The sequence below is a fragment of the Coraliomargarita algicola genome, assembly GCF_033878955.1.
GTDB lineage: Bacteria > Verrucomicrobiota > Verrucomicrobiia > Opitutales > Coraliomargaritaceae > Thalassobacterium > Thalassobacterium algicola.
This window is the reverse complement of record NZ_CP138858.1, coordinates 3,352,933-3,368,194: the sequence shown is the minus strand read 5'-3', so window position 1 is coordinate 3,368,194 and position 15,262 is coordinate 3,352,933. Positions and strand designations below refer to the sequence as shown.

13 protein-coding genes are annotated in these 15,262 nt (G+C 51.8%); 5 read left to right on the top strand and 8 right to left on the bottom strand.

The features are described from left to right. Window positions 1–28: 28 nt before the first annotated feature. Together SH580_RS13695 and SH580_RS13690 are read right to left on the bottom strand one after the other, a co-directional pair. On the bottom strand, window positions 29–1,993 hold the full coding sequence (locus SH580_RS13695; protein ID WP_319831412.1) for a phospho-sugar mutase: 1,965 nt from the start codon (window positions 1,991–1,993) through the stop codon (window positions 29–31). Window positions 1,994–2,040: 47 nt separating this feature from the next. Then, a complete protein-coding gene (locus SH580_RS13690; RefSeq protein ID WP_319831411.1) occupies window positions 2,041–3,471 on the bottom strand; it encodes a UTP--glucose-1-phosphate uridylyltransferase in 1,431 nt (476 codons plus the stop codon). A 126-nt stretch (window positions 3,472–3,597) separates the two neighbouring features. Between SH580_RS13690 and SH580_RS13685 the strand changes: the two genes are divergently transcribed. Next, window positions 3,598–3,903: a hypothetical protein gene (locus SH580_RS13685; protein WP_319831410.1), complete on the top strand. Its 306-nt coding sequence runs from the start codon at window positions 3,598–3,600 to the stop codon at window positions 3,901–3,903. Window positions 3,904–3,932: 29 nt separating this feature from the next. On the opposite strand, the gene SH580_RS13680 is transcribed toward SH580_RS13685, so the two are convergent. Further along, a complete protein-coding gene (locus SH580_RS13680) occupies window positions 3,933–4,238 on the bottom strand; it encodes an FtsB family cell division protein (protein ID WP_319831409.1) in 306 nt (101 codons plus the stop codon). A gap of 60 nt (window positions 4,239–4,298) precedes the next feature. On the opposite strand from SH580_RS13680, the gene SH580_RS13675 reads away from it, so the two are divergent. Genes SH580_RS13675 through SH580_RS13665 form a run of 3 tightly spaced genes read left to right on the top strand, consistent with a single transcriptional unit; the run spans window position 4,299 to window position 6,252 of the window. After that, the gene (locus SH580_RS13675) at window positions 4,299–5,120 is read left to right on the top strand and encodes an ExeA family protein (RefSeq protein ID WP_319831408.1); all 822 of its coding nucleotides are present in this window, start codon (window positions 4,299–4,301) and stop codon (window positions 5,118–5,120) included. Then, window positions 5,117–5,830, top strand: a complete 714-nt coding sequence (locus SH580_RS13670; protein ID WP_319831407.1) for a hypothetical protein — start codon at window positions 5,117–5,119, stop codon at window positions 5,828–5,830. Before SH580_RS13675 ends, SH580_RS13670 begins: the two co-directional genes overlap by 4 nt. Continuing rightward, window positions 5,830–6,252 carry a VanZ family protein gene (locus SH580_RS13665; protein WP_319831406.1) on the top strand — a complete coding sequence of 141 codons (423 nt, stop codon included), beginning with the start codon at window positions 5,830–5,832 and terminating at the stop codon, window positions 6,250–6,252. The genes SH580_RS13670 and SH580_RS13665 overlap by 1 nt, the downstream gene beginning before the upstream one ends. 67 nt (window positions 6,253–6,319) lie before the next feature. Here the strand turns inward: SH580_RS13665 and SH580_RS13660 are convergent, their stop codons facing one another. The 4 genes from SH580_RS13660 to gap form a co-directional block, all read right to left on the bottom strand. Further along, window positions 6,320–7,654, bottom strand: a complete 1,335-nt coding sequence (locus tag SH580_RS13660; protein WP_319831405.1) for a thymidine phosphorylase — start codon at window positions 7,652–7,654, stop codon at window positions 6,320–6,322. Between the two features lie 348 nt (window positions 7,655–8,002). After that, complete coding sequence (gene tpiA / locus SH580_RS13655; RefSeq protein ID WP_319831404.1) at window positions 8,003–8,782, bottom strand: triose-phosphate isomerase; 780 nt, start codon at window positions 8,780–8,782, stop codon at window positions 8,003–8,005. A gap of 43 nt (window positions 8,783–8,825) precedes the next feature. Then, a complete protein-coding gene (locus SH580_RS13650) occupies window positions 8,826–10,019 on the bottom strand; it encodes a phosphoglycerate kinase (protein WP_319831403.1) in 1,194 nt (397 codons plus the stop codon). Between the two features lie 287 nt (window positions 10,020–10,306). Continuing rightward, entirely contained in the window at window positions 10,307–11,332 is a 1,026-nt protein-coding gene (gap, locus tag SH580_RS13645; protein WP_319831402.1) for a type I glyceraldehyde-3-phosphate dehydrogenase, read from the bottom strand. Window positions 11,333–11,693: 361 nt separating this feature from the next. Between gap and SH580_RS13640 the strand changes: the two genes are divergently transcribed. After that, complete coding sequence (locus SH580_RS13640; protein ID WP_319831401.1) at window positions 11,694–12,797, top strand: acyl-CoA desaturase; 1,104 nt, start codon at window positions 11,694–11,696, stop codon at window positions 12,795–12,797. Here SH580_RS13640 and SH580_RS13635 read toward each other — a convergent pair. After that, window positions 12,794–15,235 carry an alpha-amylase family glycosyl hydrolase gene (locus SH580_RS13635; protein WP_319831400.1) on the bottom strand — a complete coding sequence of 814 codons (2,442 nt, stop codon included), beginning with the start codon at window positions 15,233–15,235 and terminating at the stop codon, window positions 12,794–12,796. The genes SH580_RS13640 and SH580_RS13635 overlap by 4 nt on opposite strands. Between the last annotated feature and the right edge of the window lie 27 nt (window positions 15,236–15,262).

Genomic DNA, 15,262 nt, shown 5'->3' with positions numbered 1-15,262 from the left:
ACAAAAGTCTCAAACGGATCGCGTGCGCCTAGGCTTCAGCGCGCTCACGAGCGTCCGCATCGATAGCGGCAAGCATAGCTTGCATGACTTCGCTAGCGGCGGCTTTAACCTGCGGTAATTCTTCAGGCTCCATCACATCAGAACGACCAAAGACATAGAACTTAATCTTAGGCTCTGTGCCAGAACCACGCACAGCAAAGCTGTAACCATTACTCAATTCCAAGAAGTAGAAATCTTGTGGCGGAATGCGCTTGCCGTCGGCGTCGATAATTTCGTCACGACCGAAATCGGTAAAGCCACTCACAGTCACATCACCAAATGCTTTGGGCGGATGACTGCGGTAGGAATCGAGGATATTCTTAATCTTCTGCGAACCAGCCGCGCCTTCGTAATATATATTGATCGTCTTCTCTTCGTAGTATCCGTGCTGCAAATACAGAGCGTCCAAATACTCAGGAAAAGTCATCTCTTGTGCTTTCAAGTAGGCAGCGAGTTCGCAGAACATCACAACCGCGGCATTCGCATCTTTATCGCGCAGCTTGTCCGTAGCAAGGTAACCGTAACTCTCCTCACCACCGAAAACAAAGAAAGTCGAATAATCGAGCATCAGGTCTGCACGCGTCCAAACATCGCAGGCATCATAGTCGACCGCCAATCCCTCTTTCTCAAAGAGCTTGGCCTTCATCTCAGCTTCATAGCCGGCGAGTTTCTCACCAAGCCACTTGAAACCAGTCAAAGTATTCACAGTTTTCAGACCGTGCCAGGTAGCGACAGCTTCTTGCATCGGGCTAGTGACGAAGGTCTTGATCAACACTGCATTCTCCGAACCGTCTTCAGGCAAGATCTCTGCATCCTTCAATGTCGAGATACGATATTCGGCCAATAAAGTGCCGATTTGATTGCCAGTCAATAGCACCATTTCACCAGAACGATCACGCACAGCCACTCCCATACGGTCGGCATCAGGATCGGTCGCGATCACCACATCAGCCTCAGTCTCGTTGGCTTTAGCGATCGCCATAGACAGTGCTTCGGCATTCTCAGGATTAGGCGACTTAACTGTCGGGAAACGGCCGTCCGGCTCCATTTGTTCAGGCACTTCGATCACTTCCACCCCCAATTGCTTCAATGCAGGCAAAGAACTAATTGCGCCACAACCATGGATCGGCGTGAAGACAACCTTGGGGGCCATTTTCTGCATGACCTCGGTGTCCACGACCATTTCCTGCAACAAATCCAGATAGGGCTGATCCGCCTCAGCACCCAATACGGTGACTGGAGTCAAATCAACATCCAGAAATTGTGTCAGCTCTTCAAGCTCCACTTCATTGACTAAATTGACAATCCCTTCCGCATGGGGCGAAACAACTTGTGCACCATCTTCGAAATAAGCCTTAAACCCGTTATCATGCGGCGGATTATGGCTGGCGGTAATGACGGCACCACAGGTGGCCTTAAACTGACGCACCGCAAAGCTCAGCTGTGGCGTCGAGCGAGGGCCTTCAAAAATCAGCGCCTGTCCACCAAGCTTGCACCAAGTCGAAGCAGCAAGCTCACAGAAGTGACGTGAAAAATGACGTACGTCATGTGCGATCACAAACCGCGGCATATCGTGCCGACCGCTCTCCTTGAGATATTTCTCGACGTAGCGGAACATACCGATCGTGGCACGGATCAAGTTAAAATCATTGAGCACATTGGTGCCGACTGCAGCGTGCTCCGGGGTGCCTTGTGGCGAGAGCGTGCCCGTTTCGGCAGCTGCGGGCACTTTGGCGATGGTGCGCCCGCGAATGCCGCCCGTACCAAAAGCCATATTTTGGTAGAAACGATCATTTAGTTCATCCCACTCTTCTCGTTCAACGAGTTCGGCGATACTGGCTCCCACCCACTCGGGCAGAAAGTCCGCATTGGCCCAAATCTTCAGATTGGCAACTGTGCTTTCAAGAATGGAGCCTGCGGCTCCAGCGGATTCAATTTTTTCGATTAGGCTCATGATGATTTCAAGTAGTTGAATTAAAATTTAGCAATGGATAGCAATAGTTACGCAATGACCACACCGTCTTTAAGCTCTGGCTTAGCCTCCAAGGCGGCCCATTGAGCGACGAAGTCAGCTTCATCCGCAGCGAAGCGCGGACTGATTTCAAAAGTGATGGCAGGCAGCCCGGTCTCGTCGGTCTCGATCGCTTCGCCAGCTGCTTTCAACCAGCGAGCAAACATACGCAACTGATCCTCCTTACAACTCTTGGGCGAATCCACGCCCTCGGCATTTTTAACCGGGCTAAAATCATCTGCACGAGCCGCTTCGATAATGACGGGGTTCTTTGCCAGGGGAAGTGCATCAAAAACAAACATCTCAAACTTCACACCATTCGGCGCATCTGGCTTAATCGCCTCTCCAGACGCATTGACAAATGGAATCTTTTTATCAGCACGGTGGAAAGGAAGCTTAGCCCCTTCCCCGGAACCACCCGCACGCTCGATGAAATCACGATCAAAAATATGGATGGCGACGCTGCCTCCATTGAAACGGATTCCACCCTCAGGCGTCGTTTCCTGCTGCATCGCATCTGGCATGTCACTATATTCAACTACCAAGGCCTGCCCATTTTGCATACAGAAGTGGCCCACTTTCTCCAAAGCATATGCCTTGGGCACCATTTTACTGGAAAGCTCAGACTGCCCCAGCACATGGAATCCAATAAAGGCCGGATCAATGCACTGCACAATCGGATTATCCACTTGGAAGTAACTGATGATGTCGATCCCTTGCGCCTTCATCACATCAATTGCCCCACTGCGAACCAATGCACGTAGCGAGCCACCGTGCCCGTCGGGCGTCATTGCGATTTTGCCCTTTTCAGCCAAGAGAATCTTGCCCTCGTAATCGACCGCAGGCACCAAGCCTTGCACTATGAAGTGTACCGAGTCGCGATCCAAGCCAAAGAAATCCGCCGCCTCAAAAGCAGCCACCGTGGCATCGTTATTGATCTCACTGGTCAAAATAAACCAAGGAATACTCACTCCGAAACGCTCCCCAGAGCGTGCGATCTTCTCTGCAAAGACCTGAAAGAGAGTTTTCTCGGTCAATGGTGTCACCGGATAAGTGCCTTTCGGGCCATCATAACCAAGCCGTGTGCCTTGCCCTCCGGCAACAGTGAAAGCCGCGACGCGTCCCGCCTGCAAGGCTGCCGAACCGGTATCCCAGGCAGCTTTCCACTTTGCGGAATCGCCACCGTTGATAGGAAGCGCCTCATACGGCGCAGGCTCTAAGCCATCCAGATTAAGCGAACTATCGTGCGCCCCTTTAACATGCTCCTCCACCAGGGAATTCACCTCAGCGAGGTCGATCGTCTCGGCCTGGGCAATCAAACTTGCTTGCAAATCTGCATCCAAATCGTCGAAAAATTGAAAGACTTGGCCTTGGCCAGCCTGCTTAAAGGACTCAATCAGTGAATTTGTAGAATTAGCCATGAGCTCTGGAGATAAAAGCTCCAAATAAAATTGCAAACACGGAACGTGTAGGGAGCAAAAAATGGATGCCGCGCCTGAAGCCCCTCGCATTGACAGCCCACCTACTGAACGAAATGCTCCCTGATCATGCGCTCTCTACCAAATGTGCTTTCCCGGCTCGCCATCCCATTACTTTTGACGGGGTGCTCCGTAGTTAAAGCACCCATTGACCTAGCCACAACAACTGTAAAAACAACAGGTCAGGTCGCCTCTTCCGCCTGTGAAATGACGGGAGAAGTCGCGGGAGCGGTCGGCAGCACCGCCAGCGGAATCGCCAGTGTCACTCGCTCCGTCGCCGACATCGCCACCAGTCCTGTCGCTCAAGAGCTAGCCCTGCAATCTCAAGGCCAAACCATCAAAAAAGTGGCACGCAAAGCGATAAAAAGACGTTAAATTGCATCCACTCCCAACGCAGCGAAGCGCTAGGGCTCATCCGAAAAACGAAAGAGTAATTCGTCGGGACGCGCATAACCAAGCCGCTCGCGGACCACTCGCTCTAGAAATTCGGGATCTTCAATCAAGCGCGCCATATAAGACTCCTTTTGCTCAAACTCTTTTCGAGCTTGTATGAGCTTGGCCTCGATTCTATTTTCGCGGGCTTTGAAGTTCATATACTCACGATGCGTCTTCATTACGAGCCCGCCAAAAAACACGACCAACACGCATAACATGCCCATCAACATGAGCACTAAAGCACGTTCCTTTCGCTGGGCAGAATTTTTTGACATCAGAAACGACAAAGAAGGCCATTTTCCGGCACTTGGAAAGGGTAATTTAACCTAAGCACTATGTATCTCGAATACTTCGGATTTAAGGAAATGCCTTTTCACGTAACGCCTAACCCGCGTTTCCTCTTTCTCAGCCCCACCCACGAAGAGGCGCTACAGCACTTACGCTATGGAATTGAGGACAAAAAAGGTTTTATCGTACTCACAGGCGAAGTCGGCTGCGGCAAAACCACCCTCTGCCGAAAACTGCTAGAAGAGCTGGATTCCCGCAAAGAGATCGACACGGCACTACTACTGAACCCACGCGTATCAGAGACACAACTCTTGCGCGGCATCATGAAAGAGCTCGGCGAAGACGTCAAAGCACGCTCCAGCAACGACCTACTCGATAAGATAAATGACGTATTGCTGGAACGCATCCATGCCGGACGCGAGATCGTAGTCATCATCGATGAGGCGCAGAACCTTTCCTTCGAAGTGATGGAGATGCTACGCATGCTCTCCAACCTAGAGACTTACGACCAAAAGCTGCTACAGATCATCTTGATGGGGCAACCCGAACTGAATGAAAAACTCAAAGAGGATCGCCTGCGTCAATTTCGACAGCGCGTACTCGTACACTACGATCTGAAACCACTCAACCAGACAGAAGTGCAACTCTATGTGCTACACCGCCTCTCTCTGGTCGGTAGCAACGGACAGCCACAATTTACGCCCCGCGCGATCAAAAAAATCGCAAGCAGCAGCTTGGGCATCCCGCGCATGATTAATAATATCTGCGATAAATCACTACTCTCCACCTTCATCCGCAACGGCAATGAGGTCAACTACTGGGACGTGCGCCGCGCCCTAAAGGACATCAACCGCTTACATCGATCATGAGCCTAATCAACCAAGCCCTTCGCAAAGCCCAACGTGACCGCAGCCCCAACCGCATGGCACAACCTGGCGAGCAAAGTTCAGCCGCCTACGCGAGCACCGCTGCTCGCGGCATGAGCCCGGTGCTGGTGATCGGCTTGGTCATCGCCGTCGCAGTACTCATCGGCCTGGTCGTGGGCCTGAGCATCGTCATTTTCAAGGGCGACTCCCAACCACAAGCAATCGCACACACGACACAATCAACTGTGCCCCGCTCAGCGCCCACTCCAGCGCCCACTCCAACACCGGCTGCAGCCGAGCCTGCACCTACGAGCATCGTCATTCCACAAGCCAGCACTCACAGTTCACCACAGGTCAGCAGAGAAGCCACACCCATGCCCAGCGTGGTCGACGAATTACGCAAAGCGCGCGAGGCCGCGGAGGCTAAAGCCATTGCCGAAGCTCAAGCCGCCGAGGAAGAAGCTCAAGCCGCCGCCGAAGCCCAGGCACGAGCTGACGCCAAACCAAGCCAAGACAGCATCCAATGGCTGGGACAGGCAAAAATCACTGGCGTAAAACTATCCGATACAGCTAGCAAAGTTATTATAAATGGCGAAGCCTATAGCGTCGGCGACTTTGTAAATTATAAACTCGGGCTCAAAGTGATGGTGATCCAGCAAGAACGCGTACTCTTCATCGACAACAACGGCAAAAAATACATGAAGCGTTTATAATGCCGACTCGTCTTTTAAAAATCCCGCGCGCTTACTGGTGGCCCGCCCTACTAATTCTAGCGATTTTCGCAGCCTCAAGCACTCCGCGCCTCGCCACGCCCGACCTCGGCTTTCAATTCTCAAAAGACAAGCTCGCGCACTTCTTAGTCTTCGGACTCGTCGCTACAGCCATCCTTCGCACTCCCTGGTTGAGGAGACGGCGCTGCCGCGACCTCATCACCGCGGTGGTCATCACCTCTGCCTACGGTTGCTGCGACGAGTTTCGCCAATCACTCACGCCGGGGCGTAGCGTCGAGGTCGCCGACTGGATCGCCGACACCTTAGGCGCAATTGTGGCCGTCAGCGCCTACGCCCGCTGGCACCTCTACCGGCGCATACTGGAATGGCGCGCAACAGCTCCTCGCACTTCGAAACGAGCCTAAGCTCTGGAGCATAAAAAGCCCTGCCGACGCAACGACAGGGCTTTGATAAAATAACTCGACAGCTCGCCTATGCGACGCGCTCGACGATCAATTCTGGTGGATTCGGGCGCTTGGGCGCGAGACGATAAGCAGTCTTAAGATACTCCAGCGCTTCTTCCATCTTCGCTTCGTCGTTGTAATGAATCATCATAAGTGGCTCACCTTGCTTCACCTGCGTGCCGACCTTTTTGATTTCAGAAACTCCGACAGCAGGATCGTAGCTACCATTCTTCTTCTTGGCGAGTTTCGCGACCCCTTCAGCGATCAGCCCCGCATTAATCGTGTGCACATAACCACGCTTGGGCGCAGGCAACTTGCGAACGTGCTTCGCAGTCGGGAATTTCTCCGGATCATCGATCACAGAAATATCGCCCCCTTGCGCCGCAATCATATCCTTAAACTTCTGCAGCGCAGAACCATCCTTCAAGTGACGTTGCACAGTTTGCTTTGCGGAAAGCGTCGAGCCGGCAACTCCTGCCAGACGCACGATTTCCATGCCGAGCTTGAGCACCAACTCTTGCAAGTCTTCTGGACCTTCGCCCTTGAGCAGCTGGATTGCTTCTTTAATTTCAAGCCCAGTGCCCACAGTATCGCCCAACGGCTGATTCATATCCGTAACCAAGGCCACACAACGACGCTTCATGGAGCGACCGACACGTGTGATGGAGCGTGCAAGTTGCTTCGCTTGCTCGACATCCTTAATAAAAGAGCCGTTCCCCCACTTGACGTCAATCACCAGACCTTCAGCACCTTCAGCCAGCTTACGGCTAAGCACACTGCCGGTAATTAAAGGTAAACTTGGAATCGTGCCCGTTTCCGTGCGCATCTGATATAGAATGCTATCCACGGGTGCAATTTCCGGATCCTGCTGAATGAAGGTGCAACCGACCTTCTTCAGTTGCGAATGAAAGCCCTTTAAGTCCAAGACAGGATTAAAGCCGGGAATCGATGAAAGCTTATCCAGATTGCTGATAATGTACTCTTCGTCCACACCGTTCATAGTGGGCATCACCACGCCACAGGCAGCCGCCAATGGAGCCAAAACCAAGGTGGTTTTGTCACCAACGCCACCTGTCGAATACTTGTCGATCTTTGGGCGTGTGATCTTGGTGAGGTCGATGACCTCACCGGAAAGCATCATTTCTTCAGCAAAGACAGCCGTCTCTTGTGCGGACATGCCTTGGAAAAAGACTGCCATAGCGAAGGCAGCCTGCTGAAATTTCGGCATTTCTTCGTCTAAAATTGAATCGACTATGAAACGGATTTCTTCGTCGGAGAATTCGCCACCGTCACGCTTCTTTTCAACTAAATAGCTGAAAGAAGGCTTGATGAATTTGCGCGAGCTAATGATCTTTTTTCTCATTTAATGAGTATGTGTCTTCTGTGGATAAAACCGCCCGAGGCGGCATAAACCTTTGATTAATGGGCACTAAGGAGCAAAATGTCGAGCCTAAAATCAAATCACACAGCTAAAAGAAGGAACTAGCCCTCTCGTTTCACGGCGCCATTAGCTGCAGATCAAAGATTCTTCGAAGGAGTTATGCCACTTCCCGTCTCGCTAAGAATGTCGATGTCGTCATTTTCGTAAGTAACTGATTAACAGCGGCTGGCTTCTGTTTCCTGGCCTCGACTGCTGAAGAATAATCCCGGCAATAAAAAAAGCCGGAGGGGGCTCCCCTCCGGCTTTGTCTTTAAAATCTGAATACGTAACTTACTTAGATAACTTCTGAGCGCTCTCAACCAGAGCCGCAAAAGAGCTCGCCTTAAGCGCAGCACCGCCGATGAGCCCACCGTCGATGTTCTTTTGCGCAAGCAACTCGTCTGCATTTTCTGGCTTCATGGAGCCACCATAGAGGATACGCACCTTCTCAGCAGCTTCAGCTCCAATCAGGCCCGCTAGTAGGCAGCGGATTTCCGCGTGCACCTCTTCAGCCATTTCCGGAGTTGCAGTCTTACCGGTACCGATCGCCCAGACTGGCTCGTATGCAATCACAAGTGCATCGGCTGCAGCTGCGGTGACACCGACAAGGGCACCTTCCAACTGAGTTTTGATCACTTCTTTAACCTTACCTGCTTCGCGCTCTTCCAAAGTCTCGCCGATACAAACGATAGGCTTAAGGTTCGCAGCCAAAGCAGCCAGAGTCTTCTTATTCACGATCGCATCCGTCTCACCAAAGTCCTCACGACGCTCGGAGTGCCCAAGGATCACGAAGTTGGCGAATAGGTGGCGCAACATTTCCGCAGAGATCTCTCCAGTATAAGCACCGGAAGCTTCGAAGTGCATGTTTTGCGCACCGAGTTGAACATTGGAGCCACTGACTACCTTAGAGACAGACTCCAAAACAGTAAACGTAGGGCAGACACAGACAGCGACATCCGTCTGTGCGCCAACGAGGCTGACCACGTCCTTAGCGAGCTCTGCACCTTCGGCAGAGTTCAAGTTCATTTTCCAGTTACCTGCGATCAGGTATTTGCGTGCTGATTTGCTCATAATATTTTAAAATTAAGAATTAAGATTTAGAAAAGAGAATACTCTAGGCTTGGTCCAAGGCGGTTACGCCGGGGAGCTCCTTGCCTTCGAGGAATTCGAGCGAAGCACCGCCACCGGTGCTCATGAATGTAACTTGGTCGCCGTATCCAGCCATCTTGATCGCCTTCACGGAATCGCCACCACCAATAATAGAGCAGGCATCGGACTCAGCAATCGTCTTGGCCACTGCGAAAGTGCCCTTATTGCAGGCGTCGATTTCGAAGATACCCATCGGCCCGTTCCAGAGAACAGTCTTGGCGTTCTTTACTTCGTTACTAAAGAGTTCAATACTCTTAGGACCAATATCAACACCTTCCCAGCCGTCTTCGATATTACCTTCGAAGAACTGAGTTTCACCTACGGTACCCGCACCAAAGTCGAGGTCCTTCACCGCGAGGTTATCCACTGGCAGCAAGAACTTCACGCCCTTTTCCTTAGCCTTAGCCAAAGCGGACTTAGCAGTCTCAATGAAATCAGGCTCACTAAGCGATTCGCCAACTTTACGACCTTCGGCGAGTGCAAATGTATATGCCATGGCGCCACCAATAATGATGGTATCGGCCTTTTCCAAGAGCGCATCGATCACTTTGATCTTATCAGAGACCTTCGCGCCCCCAAGAATCACTGTCAACGGACGCTCGGGATTAGCCGTCTTGTCCCCCAAGTAAGCGAGCTCTTTCTCGATTAGCAGACCGCACACGCACGGTGAGAGGTGCTTGGCAACTCCCGCAGTGGAGGCGTGTGCGCGGTGCGCAGTACCAAATGCGTCGTTCACAAAGGCATCAGCCAACTTAGCCAGCCCTGCAGCAAATTCCGGATCATTCTTTTCTTCACCGGCATAGAAGCGGACGTTTTCCAGCAACATCACATCGCCATCGCCCATTTTGGCGACCTCGGCTTCAACCTCTTCACCGATGCAGTCTTCGACAAAAGTCACTGGCTGCCCCAGCTGTGTTGCCAACTCTTCAGCGACAGGTGCGAGCGTAAACTCTGCGTTCTTCTCACCCTTAGGACGGCCGAGGTGCGACGCGAGAATCACCTTAGCCCCCTGCTTGACCAGGAGCTGAATAGTCGGCAGCGCCGCAACGATACGAGAGTCATCGTTGATCACACCGTCTTTGATCGGCACATTGAAATCGCAGCGAACGAACACGCGTTTGCCAGAGAGATTGACGTCATTAATTGTTTTAGTGGCCATGTCTTTAGAATTAGGAATTAAAATTAGGAATTAAGAAATCACTAGCCTGCCCTTTCGCCATTGAACGAAGGAGAGAAGCTCTTGCTTTGACGCTACCCTTGACAAGCTCAGGCCGCGAAAGTGTTAAAAAAAAAAACCGTCTTACACTCTTACGAGCTTCGGAGGGCTCTTTTTCTTAGCGCCGCGAAAGCGTCGAGAAAAAGAAAAAGGCCGCCGCAATCAAGAATCCGGATGGGATACCTGCCGCGGCGGCCAGAAAATCAATCAATGGTTACCAGAGATCCAGTTTAAAGGAACTTGGAAACTTTTTGAACCAGCTCAACGACGCGGTTAGAATAACCCCACTCGTTATCATACCAAGAAACGAGCTTGAAGAATGTGTCGTTCAGCCCCATGCCGCTGCCCGCATCGAATACGGAGCTCAACTCTTCGTGGATGAAGTCAGAAGAAGCCACTTCGTCTTCAGTGTAACCAAGGATACCCTTGAGCGAACCTTCGGAAGCTTCCTTCATCTTCGCGCAGATGTCTTCGTAAGTTGTGCTCTTCTCAGTCTTAACGGTGAGGTCAACTACCGAAACAGTTGGAGTAGGAACGCGGAAAGACATACCAGTCAACTTACCTTGAACCGCAGGAAGCACGAGGCCAACAGCCTTCGCAGCACCTGTAGTGGAAGGAATGATGTTCAACGCAGCAGTGCGGCCACCCTTCATGTCCTTAGGAGAAGGACCATCGACAGTCTTTTGTGTCGCAGTGTAAGAGTGAACTGTTGTCATCAAACCTTCAGCAATGCCGTAGTTCTCAAGAATCACCTTAGTGATCGGAGCCAAGCAATTAGTGGTGCAAGATGCGTTGGAGATGATGTTGTGCTCTGCTGTAAGCTCTTCGTCGTTAACACCAAGAACAACAGTCTTCACACCGTCACCCTTACCAGGAGCGGAGATGATGACCTTCTTAGCACCTGCTTCAAGGTGACCCGCTGCCTTTTCGTCTTGTACGAAAAGACCAGTCGATTCGATCACGATGTCCACGCCAAGCTCTTTCCAAGGAAGGGCTGCAGGACCTTCACGAAGCGCAAGAGTCTTGATCTTGTTGCCGTTCACTACGAGCGTGTCATCACCCTCTGTAGTCACAGTGCCCTTAAAGCGACCCTGTGTCGTGTCATACTTGAGCAAGTAAGCGAGGTTTTCAGCAGGAACGAGGTCATTGATAGCAACCACTTCGATTTCTGAGCCAAGAAGCCCTTTTTCGACAAGAGAGCGAAAGACTAGGCGGCCGATGCGACCGAATCCGTTAATTCCAATTTTAGTAGCCATATGATATATGTGTTTGTTTTCAGGTTGAGATAAAATCCGTAAAACTGGCACTTGTATGCAGGTACTTTGCCATGGCAAGTGTTATTCCACGGATTCAGTTGAATTGAACCAAAGCGAACATCGCAGCTAATCCAGATCCGTCAAGCTATAAGTTTAATTAATCAAACTGCACTTCACGGGGCAGTGAGGACTACCCGAATGCGCTTGACATTAGCGCGAGTAATGCGATGACTACGCGCCACTACTCAGAGTGGCGCCAACAACATATTCAGCGCTGCGATCCTCTCTAAATGAGGCACTTACACAGGCCAAGCCTGCTAGCCCGAAAAGCAGCTTCGCCATCACAACTTAAGATTTATTTATGAAAATTAAAAACTGGGACATGTTCGCATTTGTCGTCGCCTACCACATTGCGCTGATCGCGCTACTGCCGGCCTTCATCAGCGTATTTTCGTGGAGTGCTATCGCGCTCTTTCTGATCACTTACATTATGGGCGGGATGTCGATCACAGTGGGCTATCACCGCATGTATTCACACAAAGCCTACTCCGCCAACGCGTTCTTCGAATGGTGCGTATTACTCAGCTCCGCATTGGCCTTTGAAATGTCGGCGCTCAAATGGTCACACGACCACCGCGTCCACCACAATCACGTAGATACCGACAAGGACCCCTACTCGATCAAAAAGGGCTTCTGGTATGCCCACATTCTGTGGCTATTCGACTATAAGCGCGACTTCGACAAGAGCCTGGTAGCCGACTTAATGAAGAACCCACGCGTGATGCTACAGGACAAGCACTACGGCAAATTCCTGCTGGGGGTAAACTTCGCAGTCTTCCTACTCGGATGGGCAATTACCGGCAGCGCGCTGGCCTCCTTCTACATGGGCTTTCTCATGCGCATGGCGATGATCCACCACTGCACATGGTTCATCAATTCACTCTGCCATACCTACGGCTCCAAAACCTATGCCCGCGAACTCAGCGCCGTAGACAACGCGATCCTAGCTACACTCACTTTTGGCGAAGGCTACCACAACTACCACCACGCCTTTGCAGCTGACTACCGCAACGGCATCCGCTGGTATCACTTCGACCCCTCCAAGTGGACCATCTGGCTCGCCTCCAAGCTCGGCCTAGTTAAAAACCTACGCGTGATCAACGAAATCACCGTGCAAAAATCGCTCGTGTCCAAGGACAAGAAAATGATCCTGGACCACATCAGCCACGAGATGGACGACTGCGCGACCGAACTCAAAGCAAAACTCGAAGAGCTCTCCGCCACCTTCGAAGAAAAAGCAGCCGCGCTCATGGCCAAAGCCCGCGAGCTAAAAAAGGCCAGCGACGATCAAAAAGTGCACCTCCAACAAGAGATCAAGTCACTCCGCGCCTCCCTCAAAGAAACGTGGGACGAATGGGTCGAAGTCACCCGTAACGCTGCCAAGCAATACGAGTTCGCGCACTAAACCGCAGCTGACACCAACCACAAACCGCAGGTCAGCGGCGGTAGATAGATACGCTTCGAATCCAATGGGATACGTGCCGAATCAATCCCCTGCAAACAGAAGCGCTCCTGATCCGCGATTTGCTTGAGCGTGTCCGGCTTCAACGCAGCACACTCAATATCCGCATAAACCAAATGCGGATTGATCGCATAAACCAGTTGAGGCGTATCGACCGACTTATCTGCATTAAACAACACCACCGCGGCACTCGATCCCTCCGCAAAGAAAAACTTTACGTAGTCCTCACTCATGCCGCCATCATAGCGCAAGGCCTTGCCCAAATCTGATAAACGGAAGCGAATCCAATCGCGAAAATATCCATGCGTGCCCGAATACACATAGCGGCGGTTATAATCCAAGGCATTAATATCGCCACGCTGATAGGTATTCTCAATCCCACGCTTCGAGCGCATAAAGTCCTGCCCCTCAGCTAGCATGGGCACCCCCAGTGAAGCAAAGAGCAACGACGCCATCAAATGGGTCCGGCGACGATCCAAAAGCGTCGGGTCCGTGCCATCACCCTTCGGACGCTCGGTGATGCGATCAATCCAGCAGTGGTCATCATGCGACTCAGTATAATTAATAGTCTGCGCCACAAAGCGCGTCGTGCCTGGTGAGCCCGCCACGAAGTGACGAATAATATCCTGGCTGCCCTCCCCCTTCACATACTTGGCGATGCACTCGCGAAAACCGTCATTCCAGGAAGCAAAGCCCGTCTCCTTCAGTTCCTCTTGAATGTGACCACGAAAACTCCACGGCTCTGCAATCAGAATCAACGATGGCTTCACCTTTTTAAGTTCGATCTCAATTTCCCGCAAGACCTCAATCCCAATCAGCTCCGCCAAGTCAAAGCGGAAACCGTCCACGTCATAGGTCTCAACCAGATGCTTCAAACTATCAATAATCAAGCGCCGCCCCATCGCCGTGTCACAGCGCAAGTTGTTGCCGCAACCACTCCAGTTCATGAGGTCATTCCCCTTATCCAGGTGGAAGTAATAAAATTTATCGATAAAGAGCAGGTGATTCGGCTCCCCGACATGATTATAGACCACATCAAGAATCACCGCCATATCCTGCTGATGGAAGTCCTCCACCAAGGCACGGAACTCTTCGATTTGCGAGGCCTTTTCAGGCTCCGCAGCGTAACTGCTTTCGGGAGAAAAATAGTTCACCGTCATGTAGCCCCAGTGATAATCCTCAGGCCGCTCATTATCAAATTCTTGAATCGGCTGCAGCTCCACCGCATTGACCCCGATCTCCCTCAAGTATGAACCTTCAGCCTTAAGCCACTTACGCAGCCCCGCGTAGCCTGAGCGCTCTTGAGCTGTCAGCTCAATCGGTGCGTGCGCCGCCAGATCACGCACGTGCGCCTCCAAGATCACCAAATCGTGCCAAGCCGGCGGCGTATAGCTCTGCTTCACTTTAGGCATACGATCCGACGCCACCACGATTCCCGGCCCCCGCCGCCCCAGACATGCCTTGGCATAAGGGTCCAGCACGGCAAAATTAGGATCAAAATGCGAAGTCCCCTCCACACTCAGGCCCTCGACTCGATAGGTGTAATAATAGCCATCCAGATCCTGATCCACGAGAAGCGACCACGTGCACCCATCCAAACAGCCCATCGAAAACGTGCGCGCATCACTGCCGTCAGCCAACTGACCATAGCACACCTTGACCGCAGTCGCCCGCGGCGCAAACAGCCGAAAAGTCGTCTGCCCATTCGCCACAATCGCTCCCAACTCAAGATCGCTCTTAGCAGAGGTCAGAAACTGGGTATGCGGCAATTCATGCACTTCCTCCACTTCCGCCGAACGCCAGATAATCTTCTCATTCCCCATAGGTTCATAGCCCTCCGGCGTATGAAAGCGAAAGATATGGCTCCCGGTTTGCTCTGGTTGAAATAAGAAATTCGACACTCCATCCCGCTCCACACGATTCGGCGCGCTATCTGGCACGTCCAGCCACACCTCCTGATCCGTCACAAACTTAAAAGCAAAGACCCGACCCGATGGAATTAACTTCAGCGGCACCCGAAGCTCATAAACCGTTTCCGCGGCGTCATCCACTGGCTTCAACTCCCACTGCGACTGGCCAATCGCCTTGCCCCACTTATTAAAATCTCCCCCCAAAAACACACGCACTTTGCGATCCAGCAGCTGCGGATAGCGATTCGAACGCAGCGTAAAGACCCAACTATTCTTACGACGATAGTAACGACAATAGTGCCCACATTCCTCTGGCGACAAACGCTCGACCTTGGCAAACGGTTGCTCCTTCGGTCCCAGCAAAAGCGGCGGCAAGGTCGTCGTGCTCGGCCAATTAGCCGAAAGGATGATTAACCCGGCATCCCGTGATTCCCAAAATGCATTCGCGATCTTTTGCGTCTTCTTACCCATAGCAGCTCTATTGTCTGCAATAGACGC

What these genes read in the sequence shown, in the direction of transcription:
- SH580_RS13695 (WP_319831412.1), bottom strand. Translation starts at nt 1,993, where the DNA reads ATGAGCCTAATCGAAAAAATTGAATCCGCTGGAGCCGCAGGCTCCATT.
- SH580_RS13690 (WP_319831411.1), bottom strand. Translation starts at nt 3,471, where the DNA reads ATGGCTAATTCTACAAATTCACTGATTGAGTCCTTTAAGCAGGCTGGC.
- SH580_RS13685 (WP_319831410.1), top strand. Translation starts at nt 3,598, where the DNA reads ATGCGCTCTCTACCAAATGTGCTTTCCCGGCTCGCCATCCCATTACTT.
- SH580_RS13680 (WP_319831409.1), bottom strand. Translation starts at nt 4,238, where the DNA reads ATGTCAAAAAATTCTGCCCAGCGAAAGGAACGTGCTTTAGTGCTCATG.
- SH580_RS13675 (WP_319831408.1), top strand. Translation starts at nt 4,299, where the DNA reads ATGTATCTCGAATACTTCGGATTTAAGGAAATGCCTTTTCACGTAACG.
- SH580_RS13670 (WP_319831407.1), top strand. Translation starts at nt 5,117, where the DNA reads ATGAGCCTAATCAACCAAGCCCTTCGCAAAGCCCAACGTGACCGCAGC.
- SH580_RS13665 (WP_319831406.1), top strand. Translation starts at nt 5,830, where the DNA reads ATGCCGACTCGTCTTTTAAAAATCCCGCGCGCTTACTGGTGGCCCGCC.
- SH580_RS13660 (WP_319831405.1), bottom strand. Translation starts at nt 7,654, where the DNA reads ATGAGAAAAAAGATCATTAGCTCGCGCAAATTCATCAAGCCTTCTTTC.
- tpiA (WP_319831404.1), bottom strand. Translation starts at nt 8,782, where the DNA reads ATGAGCAAATCAGCACGCAAATACCTGATCGCAGGTAACTGGAAAATG.
- SH580_RS13650 (WP_319831403.1), bottom strand. Translation starts at nt 10,019, where the DNA reads ATGGCCACTAAAACAATTAATGACGTCAATCTCTCTGGCAAACGCGTG.
- gap (WP_319831402.1), bottom strand. Translation starts at nt 11,332, where the DNA reads ATGGCTACTAAAATTGGAATTAACGGATTCGGTCGCATCGGCCGCCTA.
- SH580_RS13640 (WP_319831401.1), top strand. Translation starts at nt 11,694, where the DNA reads ATGAAAATTAAAAACTGGGACATGTTCGCATTTGTCGTCGCCTACCAC.
- SH580_RS13635 (WP_319831400.1), bottom strand. Translation starts at nt 15,235, where the DNA reads ATGGGTAAGAAGACGCAAAAGATCGCGAATGCATTTTGGGAATCACGG.